Source organism: Coleofasciculus sp. A1-SPW-01 (assembly GCF_040217205.1).
Lineage (GTDB): Bacteria > Cyanobacteriota > Cyanobacteriia > Cyanobacteriales > Coleofasciculaceae > Coleofasciculus > Coleofasciculus chthonoplastes_A.
In genome coordinates this window covers 41,732-64,701 of the sequence record NZ_JAVJNP010000040.1, presented here as the reverse complement: position 1 = coordinate 64,701, position 22,970 = coordinate 41,732, and the positions used below count along the sequence as shown (strand labels likewise).

The 22,970-nt window shown below is 45.2% G+C and carries 22 protein-coding genes and 2 pseudogenes; 8 read left to right on the top strand and 16 right to left on the bottom strand.

Features of this window, described 5'->3' with window-relative positions; translation table 11 throughout:
- Positions 1 to 288 (top strand): annotated as a pseudogene (locus tag RH949_RS06770) (hypothetical protein); the annotation flags it as partial.
- 46 nt (positions 289 to 334) lie between these two features.
- Here RH949_RS06770 and RH949_RS06765 read toward each other — a convergent pair.
- Positions 335 to 1,051 (bottom strand): cyanophycinase, encoded by a 717-nt coding sequence (locus RH949_RS06765; RefSeq protein ID WP_446352315.1) that lies wholly within the window; start codon positions 1,049 to 1,051, stop codon positions 335 to 337.
- A gap of 572 nt (positions 1,052 to 1,623) precedes the next feature.
- Between RH949_RS06765 and RH949_RS06760 the strand changes: the two genes are divergently transcribed.
- Positions 1,624 to 2,001: a DUF2237 family protein gene (locus RH949_RS06760; protein ID WP_006102582.1), complete on the top strand. Its 378-nt coding sequence runs from the start codon at positions 1,624 to 1,626 to the stop codon at positions 1,999 to 2,001.
- 153 nt (positions 2,002 to 2,154) lie between these two features.
- On the opposite strand, the gene RH949_RS06755 is transcribed toward RH949_RS06760, so the two are convergent.
- The 6 genes and pseudogenes from RH949_RS06755 to RH949_RS06730 form a co-directional block, all read right to left on the bottom strand.
- Positions 2,155 to 2,727 (bottom strand): hypothetical protein, encoded by a 573-nt coding sequence (locus RH949_RS06755; protein WP_044208688.1) that lies wholly within the window; start codon positions 2,725 to 2,727, stop codon positions 2,155 to 2,157.
- 49 nt (positions 2,728 to 2,776) lie between these two features.
- The gene (locus tag RH949_RS06750) at positions 2,777 to 3,511 is read right to left on the bottom strand and encodes an NUDIX hydrolase (protein WP_006102810.1); all 735 of its coding nucleotides are present in this window, start codon (positions 3,509 to 3,511) and stop codon (positions 2,777 to 2,779) included.
- A 93-nt stretch (positions 3,512 to 3,604) separates the two neighbouring features.
- Positions 3,605 to 4,171 (bottom strand): nicotinate-nucleotide adenylyltransferase, encoded by a 567-nt coding sequence (locus RH949_RS06745; protein WP_006102754.1) that lies wholly within the window; start codon positions 4,169 to 4,171, stop codon positions 3,605 to 3,607.
- A 218-nt stretch (positions 4,172 to 4,389) separates the two neighbouring features.
- Positions 4,390 to 5,766 carry a nicotinate phosphoribosyltransferase gene (locus RH949_RS06740; protein WP_446352314.1) on the bottom strand — a complete coding sequence of 459 codons (1,377 nt, stop codon included), beginning with the start codon at positions 5,764 to 5,766 and terminating at the stop codon, positions 4,390 to 4,392.
- Between the two features lie 181 nt (positions 5,767 to 5,947).
- Positions 5,948 to 6,573: pseudogene (locus tag RH949_RS06735) on the bottom strand (RtcB family protein); the annotation flags it as partial.
- Positions 6,561 to 6,713: a hypothetical protein gene (locus RH949_RS06730; RefSeq protein WP_006102651.1), complete on the bottom strand. Its 153-nt coding sequence runs from the start codon at positions 6,711 to 6,713 to the stop codon at positions 6,561 to 6,563. The gene RH949_RS06730 and the pseudogene RH949_RS06735, both read right to left, overlap by 13 nt.
- Before the next feature lie 290 nt (positions 6,714 to 7,003).
- Here RH949_RS06730 and RH949_RS06725 point away from each other — a divergent pair, with 290 nt between their 5' ends.
- Positions 7,004 to 7,156 (top strand): hypothetical protein, encoded by a 153-nt coding sequence (locus tag RH949_RS06725; protein WP_006102658.1) that lies wholly within the window; start codon positions 7,004 to 7,006, stop codon positions 7,154 to 7,156.
- 459 nt (positions 7,157 to 7,615) lie between these two features.
- Here RH949_RS06725 and RH949_RS06720 read toward each other — a convergent pair whose 3' ends face one another.
- Positions 7,616 to 8,308, bottom strand: a complete 693-nt coding sequence (locus RH949_RS06720; RefSeq protein ID WP_006102614.1) for a hypothetical protein — start codon at positions 8,306 to 8,308, stop codon at positions 7,616 to 7,618.
- Positions 8,309 to 8,576: 268 nt separating this feature from the next.
- Positions 8,577 to 9,470 carry a hypothetical protein gene (locus tag RH949_RS06715; protein ID WP_006102581.1) on the bottom strand — a complete coding sequence of 298 codons (894 nt, stop codon included), beginning with the start codon at positions 9,468 to 9,470 and terminating at the stop codon, positions 8,577 to 8,579.
- Positions 9,471 to 9,496: 26 nt separating this feature from the next.
- On the opposite strand from RH949_RS06715, the gene pip reads away from it, so the two are divergent.
- Positions 9,497 to 10,447: a prolyl aminopeptidase gene (gene pip / locus RH949_RS06710; RefSeq protein WP_446352313.1), complete on the top strand. Its 951-nt coding sequence runs from the start codon at positions 9,497 to 9,499 to the stop codon at positions 10,445 to 10,447.
- A gap of 217 nt (positions 10,448 to 10,664) precedes the next feature.
- On the opposite strand, the gene RH949_RS06705 is transcribed toward pip, so the two are convergent.
- The 3 genes from RH949_RS06705 to rpaB form a co-directional block, all read right to left on the bottom strand.
- The gene (locus RH949_RS06705; protein ID WP_446352319.1) at positions 10,665 to 11,186 is read right to left on the bottom strand and encodes a DUF456 domain-containing protein; all 522 of its coding nucleotides are present in this window, start codon (positions 11,184 to 11,186) and stop codon (positions 10,665 to 10,667) included.
- Between the two features lie 6 nt (positions 11,187 to 11,192).
- A complete protein-coding gene (locus RH949_RS06700; protein ID WP_446352312.1) occupies positions 11,193 to 11,861 on the bottom strand; it encodes a cofactor assembly of complex C subunit B in 669 nt (222 codons plus the stop codon).
- 105 nt (positions 11,862 to 11,966) lie between these two features.
- Complete coding sequence (gene rpaB / locus RH949_RS06695) at positions 11,967 to 12,695, bottom strand: response regulator transcription factor RpaB (protein WP_044208692.1); 729 nt, start codon at positions 12,693 to 12,695, stop codon at positions 11,967 to 11,969.
- Between the two features lie 174 nt (positions 12,696 to 12,869).
- On the opposite strand from rpaB, the gene radA reads away from it, so the two are divergent.
- Together radA and RH949_RS06685 are read left to right on the top strand one after the other, a co-directional pair.
- Positions 12,870 to 14,453, top strand: coding sequence for a DNA repair protein RadA (gene radA, locus RH949_RS06690; RefSeq protein WP_044208604.1), 1,584 nt, complete (start codon positions 12,870 to 12,872; stop codon positions 14,451 to 14,453).
- 42 nt (positions 14,454 to 14,495) lie between these two features.
- Complete coding sequence (locus RH949_RS06685; protein ID WP_446352311.1) at positions 14,496 to 15,428, top strand: polysaccharide pyruvyl transferase family protein; 933 nt, start codon at positions 14,496 to 14,498, stop codon at positions 15,426 to 15,428.
- Between the two features lie 157 nt (positions 15,429 to 15,585).
- Here the strand turns inward: RH949_RS06685 and RH949_RS06680 are convergent, their stop codons facing one another.
- From RH949_RS06680 to RH949_RS06665, 4 genes are all read right to left on the bottom strand, one after another.
- Positions 15,586 to 16,458 carry a glycosyltransferase family 1 protein gene (locus RH949_RS06680; RefSeq protein WP_446352310.1) on the bottom strand — a complete coding sequence of 291 codons (873 nt, stop codon included), beginning with the start codon at positions 16,456 to 16,458 and terminating at the stop codon, positions 15,586 to 15,588.
- A 317-nt stretch (positions 16,459 to 16,775) separates the two neighbouring features.
- Positions 16,776 to 17,822: a glycosyltransferase family 2 protein gene (locus tag RH949_RS06675; protein ID WP_446352309.1), complete on the bottom strand. Its 1,047-nt coding sequence runs from the start codon at positions 17,820 to 17,822 to the stop codon at positions 16,776 to 16,778.
- Between the two features lie 2 nt (positions 17,823 to 17,824).
- Complete coding sequence (hpsE, locus tag RH949_RS06670) at positions 17,825 to 18,808, bottom strand: hormogonium polysaccharide biosynthesis glycosyltransferase HpsE (RefSeq protein WP_446352308.1); 984 nt, start codon at positions 18,806 to 18,808, stop codon at positions 17,825 to 17,827.
- Positions 18,809 to 18,942: 134 nt separating this feature from the next.
- Positions 18,943 to 19,689 (bottom strand): creatininase family protein, encoded by a 747-nt coding sequence (locus tag RH949_RS06665; RefSeq protein WP_446352307.1) that lies wholly within the window; start codon positions 19,687 to 19,689, stop codon positions 18,943 to 18,945.
- Positions 19,690 to 20,002: 313 nt separating this feature from the next.
- Here RH949_RS06665 and RH949_RS06660 point away from each other — a divergent pair, with 313 nt between their 5' ends.
- Together RH949_RS06660 and RH949_RS06655 are read left to right on the top strand one after the other, a co-directional pair.
- Positions 20,003 to 20,755, top strand: coding sequence for a response regulator transcription factor (locus RH949_RS06660; RefSeq protein WP_006102719.1), 753 nt, complete (start codon positions 20,003 to 20,005; stop codon positions 20,753 to 20,755).
- A gap of 117 nt (positions 20,756 to 20,872) precedes the next feature.
- Positions 20,873 to 22,165, top strand: coding sequence for a sensor histidine kinase (locus RH949_RS06655; RefSeq protein ID WP_446352306.1), 1,293 nt, complete (start codon positions 20,873 to 20,875; stop codon positions 22,163 to 22,165).
- Positions 22,166 to 22,970: the final 805 nt, after the last annotated feature.

Sequence of the window (22,970 nt, the reverse complement as noted above, 5' to 3'; positions counted from 1 at the left end):
GTTAAATATAGTCGGATGTATGGACTATCATCTGATGTGGCAGCTGCCCTAGCAATTGCCAGAAGAGGCATGAATTTGAGTGAGAGATTGCCGCGCTCTGTGTCCGCCTATCTCGGAGTGAATCCGAGAAAGCACGTATGGAGCGCTATATATCAATTTAATAATTTTATTGGTCGATGCCCTGTAGTCAATCGTAGGCACGATTACTATAGTGTCTCTAACTGGGAGCCATTGGTTAAGGCTGATATCGAGCAACAATGCCGGGTATCAGCCAAGCGCAAGCGTTAACGGTTATCGACCAAAAGTTACACCGTGGACTTATACCAAGGCAGAATTACTGATGGGTAGGTTTGTCTAGGTTTTTAGAAGCGGTATCTATTACAGTACCCTTCATTAGCGACCAGTTGAACAGATCATAACTAAACAGAATATCTTCATAAGGATCATCTAAGGCATACTCACTATCAACCGCATCCGAACAGGCGTTATAAATAAACTCACTTTGAATCATCGCCCCCGCACTGGTTCCCCCAATCCCACCGCCTTTAGCGCCAACGGATTTAATCGCGTCTTCTATCGCCGTATGATTAAAATTGCGGGTATAGTCGCACTGATCGCCACCTGCAAAAAACAACACCTCAGCTTGGCGAATGGTATCCGCGACATCTGGAGAATTAGCATCATCCCGACTACCGATAACCAAGGTTTCAACCGAATCCACCCCATTCATCGCCAGAATCGGTTCATTATAGCCAGCCGAACCCGATGAGCGAATCACAACCACATCAACCTGAGCCGAACAGTCAGTGCAACCTCTCGCCTGATTAATCATCCACTGAATCGCTTCATCCACATCAGCCCCCCCGCCACCTAAGTCAAAAGCAATACCTGCGGGAACATTGACATCCGTCGAATTGCCATCAAAATAGCGGATAACCTTGGCAGATGCTGGTGCAACCCACAGCGACAAGCACATTAATACTATTGCCACCAGCTTGATGACTTTAGCACAGGGCAAGCCGGAGGTAGATTGAAAAGGACGAGAACCCATAGAATTATTGGAAGATAAACCCCGATATCAATAGTGGCACGAGTAAAAGGGCAGATATAACTGCCACAACTGTGACTGGATCTACATTGATAACGTTTTTTTCAGGTTTATTGCTCATCGAACACCCTTCCAGATTGACTAAAAACTGCTTTACCACCCGACTGGGTAAACTGCTGTCCCTATCTTACTGCCAAGTGGGTGATCAAGATGACAGATGATGGATAAAACCGTTTTGGTGCAGAGATCCAGCATAGTGGTGTGGCACACCCTATTTAATGAATTAGAATGGAAGCCCCGAAACTGTAGGGGCGCACAGACGTGCGCCCGATTCGATGGTAAAATCTATTCCACCATTTTAGTTGTGCCACGCCAGTCCGTTGGTTGGTCTTGTAGGGGCGGGTTTCACGGCTCACATTTTTTTCCCGCCCTGATGTAACTAAACCCGCCCCGATCAAGGTGCAAGGATTCTTGGACGAATGACAAATGACGCTATGACCGATACAGAGCTTGCTGGATAGAAGCGTCTCTCTGTATCCTACTGATGGAAAGTTTGATCAATCAAAGGTGCTGTCATGGCTAATTCAAAAAACGTCCTGGGTACAGAACTAGAAACCTGTTGCACATCTCCCATGACCGGATTTTACCGGGATGGGAAATGCAATACTGGAGGCGGTGACTTTGGCGCTCACGTTGTTTGCGCTCAAGTTACCGAAGAGTTTCTGGAATTTACCAAACAGCGTGGGAATGACTTGAGTACACCCGTTCCCGGATTTAATTTTCCCGGTTTAAAACCAGGCGATCGCTGGTGTCTATGTGCCTCTCGCTGGCAAGAAGCCCTGGAAGCTGGCGCTGCACCTCCTGTGGTTTTGTCTGCTACTCATGCATCGGCTCTAGAATATGTTTCCTTAAGTGAACTTAAACAACATGCTCTTGATGCTCAAGATGCCTAAAAAAAAATTGTGGTATTTTAATCCAAATGTATTTGATAGTTTGTGATGTTATGTCCGTTTTTATTTAACTTCTTTAGACATTTCAAGCCATTGAGAAACGGTGCGTTAGCGAAGCGTAACGCACCCTACAATTCCCGACAATTAACTCATGACTTATGACTTATCAGTTTTGGAGTTTTGCACCGATGAAAGAACCGGATTAGAATTAGTATCAACATTGTCTAAAGCGGGTTTTAGAATCTGCCAAGCTTGTTGCGCTTCGGGTAAAAATTGATCTCGTGCGGCTTTAGCTTCGGCAAATTTAATTAACGTTTTGGCAAAACTCTTATCCGTCGCTTGCTGCATTTGTTCGGGAGTCAGGGGTTCGGGGCGAAAGAGTGCCTCAATTACTGGACGCAACTCCAACGCCTGCTGCTGTATCTCTTCGAGGGTGACTCGTAAGCTGGCTAAATTCGCGATCGCCTTCACCGCTTGAATAATTTCCGGTTCATCTTCTGGCGATTCAATCGCCGATGGGGGACCAACCACAATTAAATCTTCACTGCTTAACCCATCGGCAAAACTATTCGCATCTAAGCTAGTATCCTCTGGGTCATCCATCCGCCGCTCAATTTCTTCCAGCGCCTTTTTGCGACTGCGATCGCTATCCGTTCTACCGCTGACTTCGATAAATAAACCCAGTTCCTTTAAATGTTTGGTGGTGTACTGAATCGTCGATTTAGTCATAATCGTTTCGATAAACAATAATTATAAACTACGATAAACTGTTATATCTTCACAGAAAAACCAGCGGCTTATCCTTCAACGGCGCAAACGCCTCAGCATCAAACCGATATAAAGACGCTGGACGCCCTGCTCCCCGTGAGGCTTTTAGACCCGTATCGGCTAAAAAACCTAACTTCAACAAACGGGTGCGGAAGTTAGAATAATCCGAGAAGTTTTCGCCTAAAACAGTAGTATAGAGTTGATAGAGGTCACTGAGCGTAAAAACATCGGGTAATACATCAAACGCGACAGGACTATACTCCAACTTATTCCGCAAACGCTGATATCCATACTCGATAATTTTGCCATGATCGAAGGCTAAGGACGGTATTTGCTTAACCGGATACCACGCAATACCACTCACTCCCTCAGCAATGAACTGTGCTTCTTCAAACCGAACTAAGGCAAAGTAGCTAACCGATAGGTAACGAACGCCAAAGCTTTTTGGGGATTCCCTAGGATCGCGATGCGGACCACCAAAGGTGTAGAGTTGTTCCAAGTAGAGATTATTCACCCGAATTTTTTCCACCAGAACCCGATGGGCAGCATCTTCTAGGGATTCTCCTTGGCGCACCAGCGTTCCCGGTAAACTCCACTGACCGGAAAAAGGGTCATCCCGGCGCATGATTAATAGCACCAAGACGCGGTTTTGTTGAGTATCGACAGAGAAAATAACAGTGTCAACACTGACTTTGAAATCAGCTAACGCTGGTTGGTTGCTCGGTTTGATGCCGCGTTCTGACATGGTTATCCAAAACTGTGACGTTTTGAACTTAAAAAAGTGATAGTCCCCCTAAAAGTATAGCTAAGAACGTCCCTGTTCCGGAGTCACCGTTGATCAAGCGTACAATTTTTCGCGATTGATATACTCTTGAACAGAAGGGGTTATGACATCTGGGTCTCCTTTTTCACGATAGGCTGTGGAGGACACTCCAGGAACATCCAGATCCGCGATCGCAACCTGAGTACCAAGCTGCCTTAATCGTTTTACTCCCGTTTCGTCTATGTCATAACCGGGACGCGGTACAACCAGTAACTGTACCTGACTGAGTAATTCTTCAATCTGATACCAACGGGGTATCTGATTGACTAAATCCGAACCCACTACGAGAGTATAGTCCACCTCATCCCCCCAAATTTCCTTGGCTTTGGCTAACGTTTCTAGGGTTCTGCTACGACTCAACTCCTCATGTACGCCAATATCATTAGGCTGTGTTTCAATTTCGGAAATTAACACCTCTAACATCCGCTTGCGGTGTTCTAGGGAGGTTTGGTGAGACTTAAACGGATTATCTGATGCCCAGACAGCGACTTTATCGTAGTGATGGGACAACCATCTGAGAATGGTTTTATGGGCTGCAGTGGGTGGATCAGCACTGGTTCCGAATAAGGCAATTGTTGTCATGTCAAGTCCGTTAGCATTGTCATTATAGATTGGGCAGGGAGATACAGACACAAGAAAGAAGCATGTTATCTTCGACCCTCGTGTAGGGGCGACCCGCTTGCACAAATCAACAATTATATCCACTCAATTTGATCGGGTCGCCCTTTACTAAAATCTCTGTTTCAGAAAATGTTTTTGTAGTTATTTATTTTACTTTACATGCTACATCATATCTAAATTTAGACATCGGTAGCTTCTTTATCTAATCGTTTTTCCGTCTGTTGAGTAAGCTGTTTTAATGCATCCGAAATCTCTACTTGTAGAGGCTGGGGATCATCAAGTTGGCGGATTACATCAGGAATCATTGCCACAGTCGCCGCTGTACGTTTTTTGATATCCGCTAATGGTTCCGGTGGGTTTAAACGTTTACCTGCTTGAACTATGAGTTCCAACAATGGCTGTTCGTTGGCTTGAGGAGATTCGGATGCCATTGCTAGTCGATCTTTACTAATTTTCCCGTCAACACAATGACGGAAAACTTGTTTGCGTCCAGGATAAGTTTCTTTACTACTCGACTGTTTCATCGTAGGAATACCATCCATTTCCACCAGTTTATACACTCCATTAACTGGCTTACCTGTAACTAATCGCGTACCGACGCCATAACCATCAATAATACCGCCTGCTTGTTTAATCTTGGCAATCTCCCATTCATCCATGTCACCACTGGCAAAGATTTTCGCATCCGGTAACAGCGAATTCACTTGTTTAGACAAATCAGCAATATCTCCCGAATCTAAGCGCACACCTGCAACGTTTGTCTGATTTGCTTTAACCTGTTCTGCCAGACGTTGAGCCGCCCCAACTGTATCATAAGTATCAATTAATAGAGGTGAAGTGGGAAAATAGCGTTGAAATGCACTAAATGCCTCATCCTCACTCCCCGATACAGCAGCAATTGCCATCACTAGAGAATGTGCCATTGTGCCACTGGGTTTTTGGTTTAACTTCAGTGCAGCAACCACATTTGAGGTAGAATCAAACCCGGCGGCTAATGCTGCCCGTGCTGCCCAGATTGCGCCTTGTGGACTAAATGCACGGCGAGTACCAAATTCCAACAGCTTGGTATCCTCTCCCGCAACATCTCGCATCCGCGCTGCCCGTGTTGCGATTAGGGTTTGGTAATTAATTGTATTTAGAATATAGGTTTCGACGAGTTGGGCTTGCCACAAGGGGGCTTCAACCCGCAGCAGAGGTTCATTGGCAAAAACAGCCGTTCCTTCGGGTAAAGCCCAAACATCACCAGAAAATCCTCCGGACTGAAGTACAGACCAAAAGCGTTCTGGGACTTGATCAAATAGCCCTGTTGCTTGCAACGCCTCTATATGGGATTCGGAGAATTGAAGCTTTTCCAGATAATCTAACGCCTGTGCCAATCCCATAGCAATTAAATAGCCAAAGCCGTTAGGCAAACGTCGCACGAATAACTCAAAGCTGGCGCGTCGATTCTCTAACCCTTCACCCACATAGCAAGCTGCCATGGTTAGTTCATAGAGATCAGTTAACAGGCTGTAATCGGCTGGAGTGAGGGTAAGTTGTTGGTCTTCCTGTGGCATAAGTTTCAGATGGGTATTGTTCAGCGTTGATTGTCATGAACCATGAACAAATCAGACGTATAGCGCGTAGCGCTAGGCAATAGGCTCAATTGTAGTAGCAAGCCCCCAAATAGCCCTATACCTTCTGAATTAAATTTGGCATCGGAGCAATTTTTTGGCACAAATACTTCCCCCCCACAAATTACGCCTTAAACGTCAAAATCGGTCGTAAACGCGCCACTACACTTACCATCTCTGCCTTAACTTGTGCTTCAATTACGGGCTGAATGGGCTTATAAGCCACAGGTGCTTCTTCAATCCGCCGTTCTTCCCGCAGGGTAATGCAATCAACACCCGTTAACCCTAAGGTTTCCTCACTATAACCCGCCCCGCGACGACTCAGTTCAAAGCGCGATCGCAACCGTCCTGCGCCATGAGATGCACTCCAGAGAAAGGCGGGATTTCCTTTACCCACGACTAGGTAAGAGGGTGTCCCCATTGAACCCGGAATAATCACAGGCTGTTCGGCATAAGCCGGACAAGCGCCTTTGCGAGTGATCCATCGATGAATTTGAGCGGATTCCTGTTGAGGCAATGTAATATTATGGGGCAAATCATAAACCAAGGGGGCTTCTACATCCCCATAAACCTGCCGTAAGCAAACGCCCTTACCCGATCTTCAACCGTCTCAACCACCTGAATTTCCACAAAATGATTGCCACCGCCAATTGTCCCCAATCCTCCATCTCGCACCCATCCTTCCTCGGGAATGAGTTCCTCTGGTGCCCACCGCATTGCCCCATCCAGGGAACCGCCTAAGTAAACGCGATCGCATATGCCCGCAGGAGTCGGCGCAAATTTTTCGGCTGCATAAGTATACCTAACAAGTCACAACGACTTGCCTTAATCAATGTGGAGCATTTGGCAAACTTCGGTGCAGCAGCCGCAGTTAAGCCTGCTTGTGCCATTATACGATCAGGCGTTTAAGTTTGGTGAACTCTCGTCGCGAATGTCAGGGTTTCCCAGCATGAGTGCAACAAATCATTACAGAATGTCAAGGATGTAAACGAAAATTTATACAAATAGCGAATAATCGGGCATTTGACTGAAGCTTGGGAAAAGTATTGCAAACATAATCAAATAAATGTTGCAAAATACTGTTTTTTTGTGGTGTATCCCTCATAATTAACAAGTGAATTGCATACCAATACACCAATTTAAATCTGATTGAGATTTACTCTATTAGGAGGACAAGGTTATGAATATTTCAAAACTGTTTGCAGAAATGACCCAATATATATCAGAAGCGGTTGTGAGGATTTTCGGTCCCAGTGATGATGCTTATCCATCTACGGGCGTGCAACCCTTCAGTGGTGAACCTTTCCACGAACCCAGAAGAGCGGATTGGTAACCTCCGATAACAATCGGTAAAAAATCGGTTTGGTAATTGTTCATGGGTTCATTCCAAAAATTAAGTTGGTGAAGATAGGTTAAACCACTTCACCAACTTTTATTTATTTAGGTATTTTTTATAAAGGAATTTGATTGAATAATTGAATAAGCTGACTACTCGGTGTCTACTACCTTCGACCGTTCTGATGGAGAGTTTCGTCTCCCGTTGGTAGTAACAAAGTGAAGGAAGCGACAAAAACTTCACACCACCTTAGCTCAGCAATTCGGCTGCACCGTTTGCACATCTGACGTCGCTCTCCTTCAATGTGCAACGAATGGACCACAGCGGAAAAACGTCCAATCCAGTGCAATTCCTTTGTTATTTCTCATAGTAGCGGCTAAACCCTTTCAGGTTATCGACCGTTAGGTATAAAGGACAACAATTTGTTATCCATCTAAAAGAATAGAAGTCTTGGGTTTACAAGGAAAGTTGACGCAATTGATGCTGCTGTTGATTGAACTGTCGTTGTTCTAGCGTTAACAGCTTGTACTCAATGGGAGGACGCATATCCCACTGGGTTTCGGCAAACATCAGTAGAGAGGCGGTCATCACGATACCCGTGGTGAGAAACTGCCAACCCCCGACGTAGTTTAAAAGCGCAATACCCAGTAAATGAATGATACCTGCTAGGGTAAAGGCACGCGATCGCATCCCTACTCCTGTACCGATGTAACCCACGGCACACAATCCCAACCATAGATGACAAAGGCGAATCAACACGTTTCCCCAACCTAGGAAGATGCTCAAATCGGTGATAATCACACCACCAATCATGAGGACTCCCCAGAAATAAAGTAGCCAATTGAGGCGTTCAACTTTTACCCAAAAGTTGGTGAGTACCACCATCGCTGCGATGCCAATTAGGGTGAGTCCTGACCACAGTCCAGCTTGGAGTTTCCAGCTAATCGGCAAAAACTGGGCAGTGATGAAAATCATGGCGCAAATTATACCCCAGAACAGGAATACCTGGTCGATACGGGTATAAAAGGCTGATAGCAGTGTCTTCCGTCCGAGTTGCCAATGCAGGCGTAACAATCCTTGACGGTCTTGGTAGTCGAGTGCGTGCTGTTTGGTACGAATAATTGGCTCTGTTGGATTGAAGAAGTTCATGCTGTATCTACGTTTGGCAAGAAGGTGCTGTAGAAGGTGATCAGTCTAAAGGATGATTTTTAACTATGTTAACAAAATATTACGAAATGTGTATATGATTATCATCGGTCGAGGTGGGTTTAGATCCCCCTCTTATAGATAGATTAGATCTCCCGCTCCCCTTGTATCGCAACCGCTACAACGGTTAGGACACGCCCACGGGGATCGAAACAATAAACGGCATTCAATTGATATTAAGGTTTAAATGCCGAACAGCTTATGTTTTTCATTATTCATTAAATATACTAAAAATTTTTACGCAATCTTGTAAATTAGTCTTAGCAAAGTCCGGAGTTTTATCCCAACTAATCGGCTGGAAATCACTGATTTTTATCGGCTTCATATCTTCAAATGACCATTGTACCTCTTCCGGCTCTAGAGAGGGTTGGCGATAAGCGATTTTAACATTTTTGACTGTATTTTCATTGACTATTCCTTTAAAACAACGACTCTGCTCAGTTTGCCAAAAATACTCCTGTCCAATTAGCACATTATCAGTTTTTACAAACACTAAATACCGACTACCCGGACGGTCAAACTCCGCTGATTCGCCATAAAAATAATTGCCATCGGGTAAATTTGTAATCGTCGGCTTACGGTTATCAATGCCTGGTGGTTTGGGTAAAGGGGGTGGGACAGCTTTAGAAGCCTCTGGAGTGGGCGCAGGTATCTCAGGGGAGACGGAGGGTGTATTAGGGACTTGTTCAGGAGTCGGTAAGACAACTATCTCTGGGGGCACAGATGAAATTGTGGGTGTGGGGAGGGGTGAGACTGTTGGTGTTTCTGTAGGAAGGGGTGAGACATTCGGGGTAATCAGGGGAAAGGAAAAATCAGCGGGTGTTTCTGATACGGGGGGTGAGGGACTCTGGGCATTTTCGGGGGATTTAGAGGACTTACAGCCAAACAAACCCAGTCCCATAACCGTGAGAATCACCAACCACTGAATCTTGGGGATACGCCGCCAGTAAGCCTTTCGGGTGTCAGAGTGAGAGTCCTGGATATAAATAAGACCCGCTTTCGCGTCTATCGTTGTCGTCAATTGCCTAGAATTTATCATAGTCAAAACTAGGAAAGAATCATAGGCGATCGCACCACCATTCGTCGTCGGCGATAAAAGCGCCACCGCCTTTGTTACTGTAATCGAAAATTATGCGCGAACTCTATCCCCCCATCGAACCTTATAACCAAGGAATGTTACAGGTGAGTAACCTACACAGGATTTCCTATGAGGAGTCAGGGAATCCGGAAGGTAAATCGGTCGTTGTGTTACATGGTGGACCTGGGGGAGGTAGCCAACCCTTTTACCGCCTATATTTTAACCCGAATCAATGGCGAATTGTTATGTTTGACCAGCGTGGGAGTGGTAAAAGTACACCTCATGCGGAACTGCAAGAGAATACTACTTGGGATTTAGTCAGCGATATTGAGAAACTGCGCCTCCATTTGGGGATTGAACAGTGGGTGGTATTTGGCGGAAGTTGGGGAAGTACCCTGTCCCTCGCCTACAGTCAAACCCATCCCGAACGCTGTCGAGGATTGATTCTGCGGGGAATCTTTATGCTGCGACAAAAGGAACTGCGTTGGTTTTATCAGCAGGGGGCTAGCTATATTTTTCCTGATGCTTGGGAACACTACATTAAGCCGATTCCAGAGGCGGAACGGGATGATTTTATTTCAGCCTATTATCAGCGTTTAACCAGTCCTGATCCCCAAATTCGTCAAGTAGCGGCGCGGGCTTGGTCAGTTTGGGAGGCGAGTACCAGTAGACTGTTGCAAGACCCTAACTTAATGCAAAAGTTTAGTGAGAGTGATTTTGCCGATGCTTTTGCCAGAATTGAGTGTCATTATTTTATCAACAAAGGCTTTTTTGAATCAGAGGATCAGTTGCTGCGAAATATTGATCGGATTCGTCATATTCCTGGGGTGATTGTTCAGGGACGATATGATGTGGTTTGTCCGATGATATCGGCGTGGGAGTTGCATCAGGTTTGGTCGGAAGCTGAGTTTATTGTGGTTGCAGATTCGGGACATTCTATAACAGAACCGGGGATTCGTAGTGCGTTAATTGAGGCGACGGATAAGTTTGCCAGTTTTGAATAAGTAGTCGGACAAAAGAAAACGGTACTGTATTAAGTTTTTTAAATCGCCCTCAAACCCTTACTGTTCCCTGTTAAGTTGTTCAACAAAAAACAAGGCTTTTCAGCTTTTAGAAGTTAACTTGACCGAACAAGATTTTGTACGGTTTTCCTCCCTTGTCCTCTTGTCAACCTTGTCCTCCTTGTCTTGACCCCACCCTAAAGTAAAAAACCTACACCTGTCAGGGGGGGGAGGTGGTAACCACAAACACAATCACCGTCGCCAGCGCCAATGCGCCCTGAATGACATTCCCTACCAGCGAACCTACTACAATTCCTACACTCGCTTTCAACGCCGCCTTTAACCGTAGCTCTAATTCCAACTGACGGCGGGATAAAAACTCGCCGATAAACGCTCCCAACAGTGGACCAATTAAAATTCCTAACAGAGGACCTCCCACAGGTAACGCTGGAAGTAGCCCTAAAATTCCCAAGACTAAGCCAATAATCGCACCAATTTGTCCCCACTTGCTCGCCCCTGCCCGTTTTGCTCCCCAGTAGGTGGCTAAAAAATCAATGCCGACACTGAAGAGTAATACTACAACAGCAACGCCCAACGCCAAATTTATCGCACTTAACCCTTGGACAAATCCCCAGACTAAAATTGCCACAACAATTAAGCTAGAACCGGGAAGACCAGGGACTACAGCACCCACCACACCCACGAGCATCAGGGCAATTAATATCCAGTAGAGCAAAGTTATAGACATTTAAGATTCAATCGATCGCGTGGGTTCTAGAAAACGACTCAACGTATTTCCTAGTTTATCAGCTAGCCCCTCAATCCAGCGCTCATCTTGTTTGGTGTAACTGCGGGGAGCATTCGCGCCTAAAATTAAAGCACCCTGATTGCCCAGAGGTTGACAGATGAGTCCTTGGGTATTTTCTGGTAAGTAGTCAAATTCGATTCGTCCGGGATACAGTTTCAAGTCAACCAGATAAATAGGTTTTTGTTGCTCCAGAACCCGCTTCAAGATAGCACCGGGTTTCACCTCTGGCTTTTTTCCCAATACTCCCCGCCTTAGTAGCACTTTTCCCTGATAAAACACAACCAGCGATCGCGTCACAGTATTGGTTAATAATAAATGTGACGCCCAAGCCAGTTCCGTTTTTACCGCCTCCGGTAACTCTGGTGTCAGTTCAAAGCCCTCCTCCCCAACTAAATCTACCGCATCTGGCGATCGCGGCTGCACTTGCTGCCACAGCAAACCTGTCAAAATCAATATGGCACTCAGAATAACCCCCAGTGCGTCTGAACGCGCCTGAGATTCCGTGAGTTGGGGAGTCAGCAGGCGATTGATTAACAATAGCGTTCCGCCTAATCCCCCCACAATAAATGGTAATTGTCGCAACACAGAATTTTGATCAGGTTTAGCCATTATTTGCACAGCGTTTATTGTTTCAATGGACGCAAGCCTGTCCTAACTGTTGTAGCGGTTGCTACAACACTCAACATTCACCACTCAAAACCTAAACCTCAACACTTATTCCTCCCCTGCTTCGAGTATCCGTTGAAATAAATATCCTGTCCCTCGTGCGGTGAGAATCAACTCCGGATTGCTGGGATCATCTTCCAGCTTGGCTCGCAGTCGGGAAATATGAACATCGACAACGCGGGTATCAACATGGCGTTCTGGGGTATACCCCCACACCTCTTGTAAAATTTCTGACCGAGAGAAGGGTTCTCCAGAACGACTGACTAATAACTCCAGGAGACTGAATTCCATCCCTGTGAGCCGAATCCGCTCGTCTCCCTTATATACCTGTCGTTTGTTTGTATCAATTTTGATACTAGCGACATGGATTACCCCAGAACTGGGAATCCCGGACGCTCCTACCTTGTCCACTCGCCGCAATACCGAACGAATCCGGGCTTCTAACTCTTTGGGAGAGAAGGGCTTGACCACATAATCATCCGCGCCCAACTCTAACCCAGTAATTCTGTCGGCAACATCACCCAATGCCGTTAGCATGATGATGGGGATATCCGATTCCTTTCGCAACTCTTGACAGACGCCGTAGCCATCCAGCTTGGGCATCATCACATCTAACACCACTAAATCGGGTTCACTCGTGCGGAAGGTTTCTAAGGCTTCTTCCCCGTCGGCGGCGGTGACGACATCGTAGCCAATCATCGACAGGCGAGTTTCCAAGATCCGGCGGATACTCGCTTCATCATCGACAACCAGAATTTTTTCCTTATGAGTTTCCAATTGATTCAAGACTCCTAATTTACAGTCAACGAAATGTTAATTTATCAGTAGCTTATCTCTAAGATATAACGTTATACGAAGCTTTTTTAAGTCATAATGCTTTTATTTGACATTTTCTTACGACTTTTTAAGATTGGTTTAATTATTGAAAATTCCTAGCACCTTGAGATCAGGATGCCTAAAACTAAATCCATCTATGTTTGTAATCAATGTGGGGCGGAACACTCCCAGTGGTTCGGCAGATGCTCCTCCTGCGGCACGTATAACTCCTTAGAGGAGAGTATGCTGTCAACAACGACCACTTTAAGAAGTGGGGGTTGGCAATCCAATAGCCGTGCCTCTACTCCCTCTCCTACTTCCGGACGCGCTCAACCGAGGTCTTCACTCAAGTTCTCAGAAATTTCCAATAATGTCCAGATCCGATTTGCTTCCGGGTATAGTGAACTGGATCGAGTGCTGGGGGGAGGGATCGTCCCTGGCTCCTTGGTATTGATTGGCGGTGATCCAGGGATTGGCAAATCCACGTTGCTGCTACAGGTGGCACATCAACTGGCACAGGAGCATCGTATCCTTTACGTCTGTGCCGAAGAGTCGGGACAACAGGTGAAACTGCGAGCCTCTCGCCTGGGTGTTTGTGCTGCTCCGATTCAGGAGGAGGCAGATAATAATAGTGAGCAGACGAATAATGGTGCGCCCAAAAAGCGAGGGAAGAAGGCATTGTCGAAAACGGCGAATGGGGGTAAAACCTCGGAGGAGCAAGAGCCAAATCTGTATGTGTTGGCAGAGACTGACTTAGAGGAGGTGTTACGGGAGTTGGAGTCCCTAAAACCCCAAGTTGCCGTCATTGATAGTATCCAGACGCTCTACTTTGCGGCGTTAACCTCGGCACCCGGTTCGGTGGCGCAAGTGCGGGAATGTACCTCAGCCTTGATGCAGGTGGCAAAGCGGGCGAATATTACGTTATTCATTGTCGGACATGTGACTAAGGAAGGCGCGATCGCAGGACCAAGGGTGCTGGAACATTTGGTGGATACGGTATTGTATTTTGAGGGCGATCGCTTTGCCTCTCATCGTTTGCTGCGATCGGTGAAAAATCGGTTTGGTGCTACCCACGAAATCGGGATTTTTGAAATGGTTGATAAGGGGTTGCAGGAGGTGCTGAATCCGTCGGAGTTATTTTTGGGCAATCGGGATGAAATGAGTCCGGGTACGGCGACGGTAGTGGCTTGTGAGGGGACTCGTCCGATTTTAGTTGAGTTACAGGCGTTAGTGTCCCCCGCTAGTTATGGGGCGCCGCGTCGCTCAACCACTGGTGTGGATTACAGTCGATTACAGCAAATTTTGGCGGTATTGGAAAAACGGGTAGGGATTCCCCTGTCTAAATTAGATGCTTATGTGGCTACGGCTGGCGGGTTGGGAGTCGAGGAACCGGCGGCTGATTTGGGGATTGCCATTGCAGTTGTGGCGTCATTTCGCGATCGCATGGTTGATCCGCGCACCGTGATGGTTGGCGAAGTGGGATTAGGGGGACAAGTGCGGCTGGTGTCACAGATGGAACTGCGGTTAAAGGAAGCGGCAAAATTGGGATTTAAACGCGCGATCGTTCCCAAGGGTCAAGTGTTACCGGATCTGGATATTGAGGTGATCCCGGTTTCCAGGGTACTGGATGCAATTATTGCTGCTTTACCAGGAGGATTGCGTCAGAATTCAGCAAATGAGGCAAATGATGCCAATGAGGAAGAGGAAGACGACTTTTAGAGTTTTGGGCGTACAGAATGTGGGATAACAATAAAATGAAAAATGAAGCTCTACTACTACAAATCCGATGAATACGCCAATTTTGGCGATGAACTCAACCCTTGGCTCTGGAACCAATTAATAACCAACATTCTGGATGAAGACGAACGAACCCTCTTTGTAGGAATTGGGACGTTACTCAACAGAAAATTACCCAAGGCAGAGAAAACCATTGTATTCGGAACGGGTGTGGGATATGGATATGGAACTGTACCCAAAATTAATGATTCTTGGACGATATACTGCGTCAGAGGACCCCTGTCTGCCCAAGCGCTTGGTGTTGCCAAAGAAGTCGCCGTTACCGATGCTGCTTTACTCGTCAGGCGATTATTTCCGGCGAATCATTCTAAAACCCAGCGCTTTGCTTTTATGCCTCATTTCAAGCACGCTATCCCAGCTAGTTCAGCCTGGAGTGCTATCTGCGAACAACTGGGATTCGCCTATATTGATCCGCGTTGGTCAATTGAAAACGTTTTATCGGCAATTAGCCAAACTGAGGTATTACTCGCTGAAGCCATGCATGGTGCTATCATTGCGGATGCCCTGAGAGTGCCTTGGATTCCGATCAAAACCAGTGCCAATATTAATTCCTTTAAATGGCAAGATTGGTGTCTTTCTCTAGGTATTGAATACCAACCTCAGTATGTTATGCCCCTCTGGGATTTCTATCCTGTGTTTCCTGAGGCTCCTTCGACTCCCTTGCGTATTCGCCCAGAAATTAATTACTGGATAGATTGGTTAAAACAGGAGCAATTTAGAGTATTTAATCAAATTGGCGGTGATCCAAATCAGCGAGTAGCCCGACAACTTATGGATATTGCCAAAACAGTCAAACCTAGTTTAAGTGATGAGTTCATCGTTGAGCGTCTTACCCATGAACTAGAGACAAAACTACAGCAATTTAAGGACGATGTTAAAATAGAGGACTTTGCCTAAAAGCCGCACCTTCCTCATATTCCTTATATTCTCCATCACCCCATCACTTATTCCCCGCTCCCCCAGCTTCCCACGCTCCCCCAGCTTCCCACGCTCCCCCCGCTTCCCACGCTCCCCCCGCTCCCTACCCCCACCACAAGACTCCCTACAGCAACCCCTATGTATTTTGGGGGAAGAGGAGTTTTGCGATCGCTGCTGCGGAACGTTGTTCTCGCCAAATCCAGTGGTTATCCTGTCCCTTCTGGCGAATGTGAGTGATGGCTTGATCAATTAGGGAACCAATTTCGTCAAAAGTTGAGAATGTTGAACCAATTGGGACAGGGAAATTCACTTGATGCTTAATAACTGGATAGTCAGAGGCAATTATATAACACCCACACGATCCGGCATCACTAATTACACCACTGGTGCGGTAGTAATAACGATCTTTGTCATAGTGAATGACCAAAATATCAATCTGTTTTAAGACACTGATATAGTCTTCTTCTTTAGTGGTATCGTAGAGAGCTACACCCAGTTGATCTAAATAGTTTGGTTTTTGACCAAAGGGTGTACCTATAATTAGTTCGCATTGATCAGAATTTGAGCTGATGTATTCCTGTAATCTGGCAATTAGTTTTGAGATAGGTTTATCCTGTCGAATCATCCCCACCACCCCTATCTTAATTTTGGCATCTATAGGCAAGCGTTCACCGGGTTTCAGGTTGGGCGTGACTTCGCTAAGAATTGGATGAGGGATAATTATCTTGGATGATGCTGGTAAGCGGAATTTATCTGGGATAACATGATCATCGATTTCAAATAAAACGACTTTTAAATTATTGAAAATTTGCAGATACCTTTTTAGGTAGACTAATCCGAATAATTTGATTTTGCTAGTCATGGCAAATTGTTGATTACCATGTAAGCTAATCAATACCTGTTTTCCTGTTAAAGCCAGTAAAGGCAGAACTCCTAATAAATGTTGGTTATAGATTTCAAATATAAAAATTGTATCGATATCTTTAAGGCGAAAGGCTCTAATGCCCATTGAGATGTGGCGGTACTCGCGGCGAAGTTGAAGTCCTATGGAGTAATTTGGAATTGATTGGCTGATTTTTTTGAACCAAGGGGGTAAAGGGGTTTCTATAGATAAAAACCCTATTTTTTTAGTCTTGATGTATTGCTCAATGAGCAGAATGTCTTTCAGACCCGGATGCATTAATTGCATTTGTTTTTATGTAATAACGAAACAGTTTTACTTGGATCTGGGTATATACAGATGACTCTTCGGTATTTGTGGTGGAACCCTAATTTTTAAGGAATAGGGAACAGGAAAACCCTTATGCAGCAACCCTTTGACTCAATTCAATAAGTTTTCCTGATCATCATAACTCTCCGAGAGGCTATTTTTGGGGACAAAACTTTAAGGAATGCACGTCCTAGTATTTTAGTGTCATAAAATAATTCTAACAATAAGCTTACATATCCTAACCGTTTCTCCAGAATAACTCCCCGATTTATAATTCCCATATCGATCAACTGCTGACTATTTTCCAGCCGCACGGAAATTTCTGGGTCGTACAGTTTTAGTGGCTTGTTTTCGGCAATGAGTTGAGCATACTTTTGGTATTCGGCTGCTCCTTGCCAGTGCTGATTCCTCTGGATTTCTGATTTAACATAATCGATAAAAAAGGAAAAATATTTAAAGTGTAGCAAACACGCCGTTGTCGAAGAAACTTTTATGTTTTTGGTTACATGTTCTGAATAAAATATCATTGTATCATTATATTTAAGCAAAGGGAACTTGGTTAAACAGTAGGGCTTCTTGCCTCGTTTATCGTCACTGCCAAAAATACGTTGTCGCAATCCTCCCCAATAATAATCCCTGATTGTTCCTTCCTGGTGATGATAATACTGTCTATCAAAATAGGGACAGACCTCTAAAAAGTCATCTCCAGGATTATAGTAGGCTTCCTGAACAGGCTGCTGCGAATACATATCTAACATAATCCCTTGGACGGCATTTTTACCTTGCCTTTCTATTTGACGGCAAAAATCGCTTAGGCTTCGGGTTTCACAATCGGGATAATAGAGAATTTCATCGGCATCAACGATTAAACACCAGTGATTTTGACCGTAATTTTTAAGTAACCATTCTAACCAAATTCTTTTATTTTTCTTAAAAGATTCTTCAGTATACCAAACGTAGACATCTTCCTGTTGCAACAGATAGCCTAAGGTATTATCTTCCGAGTCATTATCCACTATAAAAAACTTTGATATTCCTTTTTCTCGATAGTAGTTTAAGAAAAAAGGTATTCGTTTTATTTCATTTCTAACAATTACAAAGCAGAGACTATTATCCGGATTTAATTTTATCTCTTTATAATCTGTTCTCTTGAGAGCATTCATGATCAATTTATCTTATGGCTAAGTCGAGTATTTTTATAAAAAAAGCCCAAAAGAATAGTTAGTAGTAACTCCATTTCTCCAGCAGCAACTACATCAGTTTTTAAGTTAGTCCTATACTTAATGAAATGTCTGATTATTTTTCTCAAGTCATTCACCATATAAATGGGTATAACCACGGGCTTTTGCCAATTTTTGTAGGCGATCATCCGCGTCTGATACCGACTTAAACCGACTCCCCGGAAGAAACGGATTATGTAATCTCTCTCAAAACGAGATTTAGGGATTTTATGATAAATATGCATATCCTTATTGAACCAAAGTTCCCAATCATCATAAAAAAGATAAGATAACATCTCTACATCTTCACACTTCATTGATAGAGAATTTCCAGATACCCCATTAATACTCTGATGTTCGGGAACACTTTTTAGCCAAGCTTCCTGGCGAATGACGATTCCAGCTCCAGGCGGAAACAGTTTCTTCTGCGTATTTTTATACTTTTCGTTATAACAATACGTCTTTTTTCCTTCCAGAAGCGCAAAATAACGGGCGATTCTCTCAAATCCGGGCGGAGGTTCTACTTCAAATTTGCCATGGATTTGTCCTCCATACGCCCCAGCTTTTGGATGAGATTGCCCAAAATGATCAGCTTGTGCCACCCAATTCGAGTCAGGTAAATTATCGTCATCCAGAAAACCGATTAAAGCACCTTTGGCTTCTCGGATAGCACATCGCCTAGCAAATGCTAGTCCTTGTTCAGGTTCCAAGTAATAATGAATGGGATAAGGTTCAGACCAATTCGCTTGGTACTCCTGAACCACCTTAGCTGTATCGTCAGTGCTATTATTATCAACGACAATAATCTCCCAGGAAATAGGCTCCGTCTTTTCTTGCGATCGCAACCTATCCAGAACCTCTGCTAAACGATTCGCGCCGTTATAGGTACAAATCGCGACAGTAAAGTCGATCGCACTCATGGGTTTCATCTTCCTCTGGGAAATAATTCCAAATCAAAATCTGCTCGCTTGTAGCAGATACACCGAGGAAACACCATGCCGTATTATTGGTTTGACCAGCAGGCGTGGTTTAATTAAGAGTTTAACCTGTCTCTAGCAGACTGTCACTCGGTATGCAAAAATTCTAGATATGCCTGACTCATTTCCTTCACCGCCATCTCATACAATTGTTGACCATGCTCCGGTTTGGCTAAGGCGGGATTAGACCCCATGCGTCCATCAGGATAGCGACGGCGGAAGTCTGTCGCCCCGTAAATTGGATGTCCAGAGGCGACATTCGGCGCTAATGGGGCGTTTTTGATTGCTTCCGGATAAAGGTATTGCGTTAACGCCACTTCGCTGGGTGTGGCGTGAGATCCTTCCTGGTCACCATACCATTGTTTGGCTAACTGATACACCGATTTGCAGGTAAACCAGTTAGCAAGGCGACATCTGACTTGATCGCTGTTGGGAATGTTGAGATCCCAGAGATAGGCGTAACTCTCAGAAAACGCGGCTTTAACTGTAGCAACGTTACCACCGTGACCATTAATAAAGAAAAATCTGGTAAATCCAGCCCGGGTTAAGCTGACTAAATAATCTTGGATGACATGAATTAAGGTACTAGGTTTCAGGCTGATCGTACCAGGAAACCCTGTATGATGCAGCGCCATCCCCACGCTAATCGTGGGACTAACGATCGCATTCGTCGCTTCACCCACCCCTCGCGCGATCGCTTCAGCACAAATCGCATCAGTACCAATTAATCCCGTTGGTCCATGTTGTTCCGTTGAACCAATCGGCAGAATAATCCCCGGCGATCGCTTCAAATACTCCTCAACCTCGATCCAGGTCATCAAATGTAGCAGCATTATCCCTTCTAAAAAAGTGAAAGCAGGGGGACTAGGGTTACCAGCCTCCTGCTTTGTTTCTGTAAGACCCCTCATTCTGTCATACTTGCGTATGACATGTATTACACTATCCTTAGTGTAGGTCACCATGGGGAAATCGGCAATAAAGTTACCCAAATTGTTTTAAGTCTGCAAAATATTCATAGGGTATAACCACACCAGCCGAATCTTGTGTCACTCTAGACGTAGAGTTACATTTCTATATCGTTGCAACACCATGATTTTGGTGTATATCTTGGCTTAGAAGTTCAGATACCCAATTTCCTTACCATTTATGCTTTCTGTCGATCTACCGCAAAGCCCTTCTACTCCAGAACTGGCACAATCCAACCGCATTCTGGTCGTAGAAGACGAGACTCTCATCCGAGAAATGCTGATGTTGTCCTTACAAGAGGAAGGTTATGACGTGGTGACGGCTGCTGATGGTCGTACCGCTTTAACGCTTCTGTCCGAGGGCGATGCCAATGACGAGGAGTGCCAGTTTAGCCTGTTGATTCTAGACTTGATGCTGCCTCAGGTGAACGGACTCGATCTGTGTCGCTTGATCCGGTATAAAGGGAATTCTATTCCCATCTTGATTCTCAGCGCCAAAGCGAGTGAAACGGATCGGGTTTTGGGGTTGGAAGTCGGTGCCGATGACTACCTGACCAAACCCTTTAGTATGCGGGAATTAATCGCCCGGTGTCGCGCCCTCCTACGTCGTCACCGCTATAATTCCATACCTCAAACGCCGACGTTGCAGTTACGGGACATTACCCTCTACCCCGAAGAATGCCGCGTCACGGTGCGGGGCGAGGAGGTGAATCTATCACCCAAGGAATTCCGACTGTTGGAATTGTTTATGGGGTATCCCCGGCGGGTGTGGTCTCGGGAACAGTTAATTGATCAGGTTTGGGGAGCCGATTTTCTGGGAGATACCAAAACTGTCGATGTTCACATTCGCTGGCTGCGGGAAAAATTAGAAAAAGACCCCAGTCAACCGGAATACTTGATTACCGTTCGTGGCTTCGGCTATCGGTTTGGCTAATTAATTTTAGATGCGAACCGGCGATCGCATCTTAACCCAAATCAGTACCGCTATCGTCCTGTCAAAAGGCTACAATAACTAAACCATCGCTCGGCAATAGTCTCATTAATCACACCTATGACCCTGTTGACATTTCTCTTGGGTCTAGCTCTAGGAATTGGGGTTGGCTTATGGTTACAACACCGCACCAAACAGCAGCTCAAGCAAACCTTAGAGTTGTTACCAGCCAATTCGACCAGTAACTCGTTTCCCTTAGAGTCTCGTCTACGGGGAGCGATTGCCCAAGCGAATCAGCAGCGCCTTGTCTTAGAAGACCAACTCAACGCCATTCAATCCCTATTTCAAGTTGCGCCCGTCGGGTATTTACAAGTAGACGAAGACAATCACTTAATTTGGTGTAATCAGCAGGCGCGTCAGTTATTGCAAATTGACCGCTGGGAACCCGGACAGATTCGCTTACTGCTAGAGGTGGTGCGATCCTACGAACTGGATCAGTTAATCGAGAAAACCCGCAAACAGCAACAATCGATGAGCCAAGAGTGGGTATTTCATCCTGCTTGTATGGATGGTGCAGCCATGAGCGAAGTGCGATCGCTCACGTTGCGGGCGTATGGTTGGCCCCTGGCTAATGGGCAAGTTGGCGTGTTTCTGGAGAATCGACAACCTTTAATTGAACTCTCGGAATCTCGCAATCAGTGGGTGTCTGATTTAGCGCACGAATTGAGAACCCCACTCACGTCGATTCGCTTAGTTGCAGAAGCGTTGCAAGGACGGGTTAACCCGCCAGAAAGCCGTTGGGTTAATCAACTCCTGCAAGAAATTAATCGGTTAATTGACCTGATTCAAAATTGGCTAGAACTCAGCCATCTTGAACAAGATCCGAACAAGAGTCTTACCTATAAATCCCTCGACCTAAACTCTTTAATTCAGTCAGCTTGGCAACTATTGGAACCTTTGGCAGAGCAAAAAGACTTGCATCTTGCCTATCGTGGACCCGATACTTTACCGATTAAAGCTGATGAGTCTCGACTGATCCAAGTTTTTTTGAATTTATTAGATAACAGTATTAAGCATAGTCCCCCGGAAGGATTGATTCGAGTTGAGGTAACCACTTCAACACAGGCTGATCCAATGGAAAAAGCGCTGATGCAAATCGATATTATTGACGAAGGTGCGGGGTTTTCAGGGAATGATTTACCTCGTGTATTTGAGCGACTTTATCGAGGAGATGCTTCGCGATATCGACAACCGACGTCTGAGAATGTAACTACATTGGGGCGCAGTAGTGGGAGTGGTTTAGGTTTAGCAATTGTTCAGCAAATTGTTCAGGCTCACGGTGGCACTGTGAATGCTAAAAATCACCCGGAAACTGGGGGAGCTTGGTTACAGATTCAATTGCCTTGTAATTAGTTATTTGTCATTTGTCATTTGTCATTTGTCATTTGTCATTTGTCATTTGTCATTCGTTAGGGAACAGGTAATTCATACTATTGTTTTATCTTATCTTCTCCCCTCTACTTTATAAAACCTTCGCTCTAATACGTTCAATCCCTCTGCGTACCTCTGCGGAAACCTCTGCGTACTCTGCGTTTAAAAAGGATTATCGTCATGGCATGACACTGGGCGCATGAAGCAACGCAGCAGGAGATTATTGCCCAGATTCAGCGATTGATGGAAGGGTGAGTCTATTGTGGCAAAGCTGGTGCGATTATACTGTTTAGTTGTCGCCAAACACGGTAATAAGAGATCCCCCCTAGCCCCCCTTCAAAAGGGGGGAACAAGACATTTTACCCTTTGTCAGAAGTGAACCAGAAATTACAGCAGTTTTCAAGTTAATAGACTACAGACGATGATTGCGCTGAAAAGCAAGCCGATACAATTTTGTATTCCATAAACGTGAAAAGCGCTGTAAGCCCAGTTATAGCACTACGCAGACACGTTAGGACATCAGTCAATCCCAGTAATGACCTGATAACAGGCAAGAGAGAACTTTAGGAATGTCCTAACCTGCCTTGGTAAGGCTATATTTCAGGGGACAATAAAAAATGAATCAAAGTCCCCCTTTCAATGAATCAATTACTCAAAGTCCCCCTTTTTAAGGGGGATTTAGGGGGATCTCAACGTTAATCGCGTAATCACAAGCTTAAATCAACTCCAATGGCAAACGGTTGACTCTCACAGAGAAGCAACCCACCGCCATGCTGGAGAAGGGCGG

Coding starts and splice junctions, on each gene's coding strand:
- RH949_RS06765 (WP_446352315.1), bottom strand. CDS start 1,051: ATGGGTTCTCGTCCTTTTCAATCTACCTCCGGCTTGCCCTGTGCTAAA.
- RH949_RS06760 (WP_006102582.1), top strand. CDS start 1,624: ATGGCTAATTCAAAAAACGTCCTGGGTACAGAACTAGAAACCTGTTGC.
- RH949_RS06755 (WP_044208688.1), bottom strand. CDS start 2,727: ATGACTAAATCGACGATTCAGTACACCACCAAACATTTAAAGGAACTG.
- RH949_RS06750 (WP_006102810.1), bottom strand. CDS start 3,511: ATGTCAGAACGCGGCATCAAACCGAGCAACCAACCAGCGTTAGCTGAT.
- RH949_RS06745 (WP_006102754.1), bottom strand. CDS start 4,171: ATGACAACAATTGCCTTATTCGGAACCAGTGCTGATCCACCCACTGCA.
- RH949_RS06740 (WP_446352314.1), bottom strand. CDS start 5,766: ATGCCACAGGAAGACCAACAACTTACCCTCACTCCAGCCGATTACAGC.
- RH949_RS06730 (WP_006102651.1), bottom strand. CDS start 6,713: ATGGCACAAGCAGGCTTAACTGCGGCTGCTGCACCGAAGTTTGCCAAA.
- RH949_RS06725 (WP_006102658.1), top strand. CDS start 7,004: ATGAATATTTCAAAACTGTTTGCAGAAATGACCCAATATATATCAGAA.
- RH949_RS06720 (WP_006102614.1), bottom strand. CDS start 8,308: ATGAACTTCTTCAATCCAACAGAGCCAATTATTCGTACCAAACAGCAC.
- pip (WP_446352313.1), top strand. CDS start 9,497: ATGCGCGAACTCTATCCCCCCATCGAACCTTATAACCAAGGAATGTTA.
- RH949_RS06700 (WP_446352312.1), bottom strand. CDS start 11,861: ATGGCTAAACCTGATCAAAATTCTGTGTTGCGACAATTACCATTTATT.
- radA (WP_044208604.1), top strand. CDS start 12,870: ATGCCTAAAACTAAATCCATCTATGTTTGTAATCAATGTGGGGCGGAA.
- RH949_RS06685 (WP_446352311.1), top strand. CDS start 14,496: ATGAAGCTCTACTACTACAAATCCGATGAATACGCCAATTTTGGCGAT.
- RH949_RS06680 (WP_446352310.1), bottom strand. CDS start 16,458: ATGGGCATTAGAGCCTTTCGCCTTAAAGATATCGATACAATTTTTATA.
- RH949_RS06675 (WP_446352309.1), bottom strand. CDS start 17,822: ATGAATGCTCTCAAGAGAACAGATTATAAAGAGATAAAATTAAATCCG.
- hpsE (WP_446352308.1), bottom strand. CDS start 18,808: ATGAAACCCATGAGTGCGATCGACTTTACTGTCGCGATTTGTACCTAT.
- RH949_RS06665 (WP_446352307.1), bottom strand. CDS start 19,689: ATGCTGCTACATTTGATGACCTGGATCGAGGTTGAGGAGTATTTGAAG.
- RH949_RS06660 (WP_006102719.1), top strand. CDS start 20,003: ATGCTTTCTGTCGATCTACCGCAAAGCCCTTCTACTCCAGAACTGGCA.
- RH949_RS06655 (WP_446352306.1), top strand. CDS start 20,873: ATGACCCTGTTGACATTTCTCTTGGGTCTAGCTCTAGGAATTGGGGTT.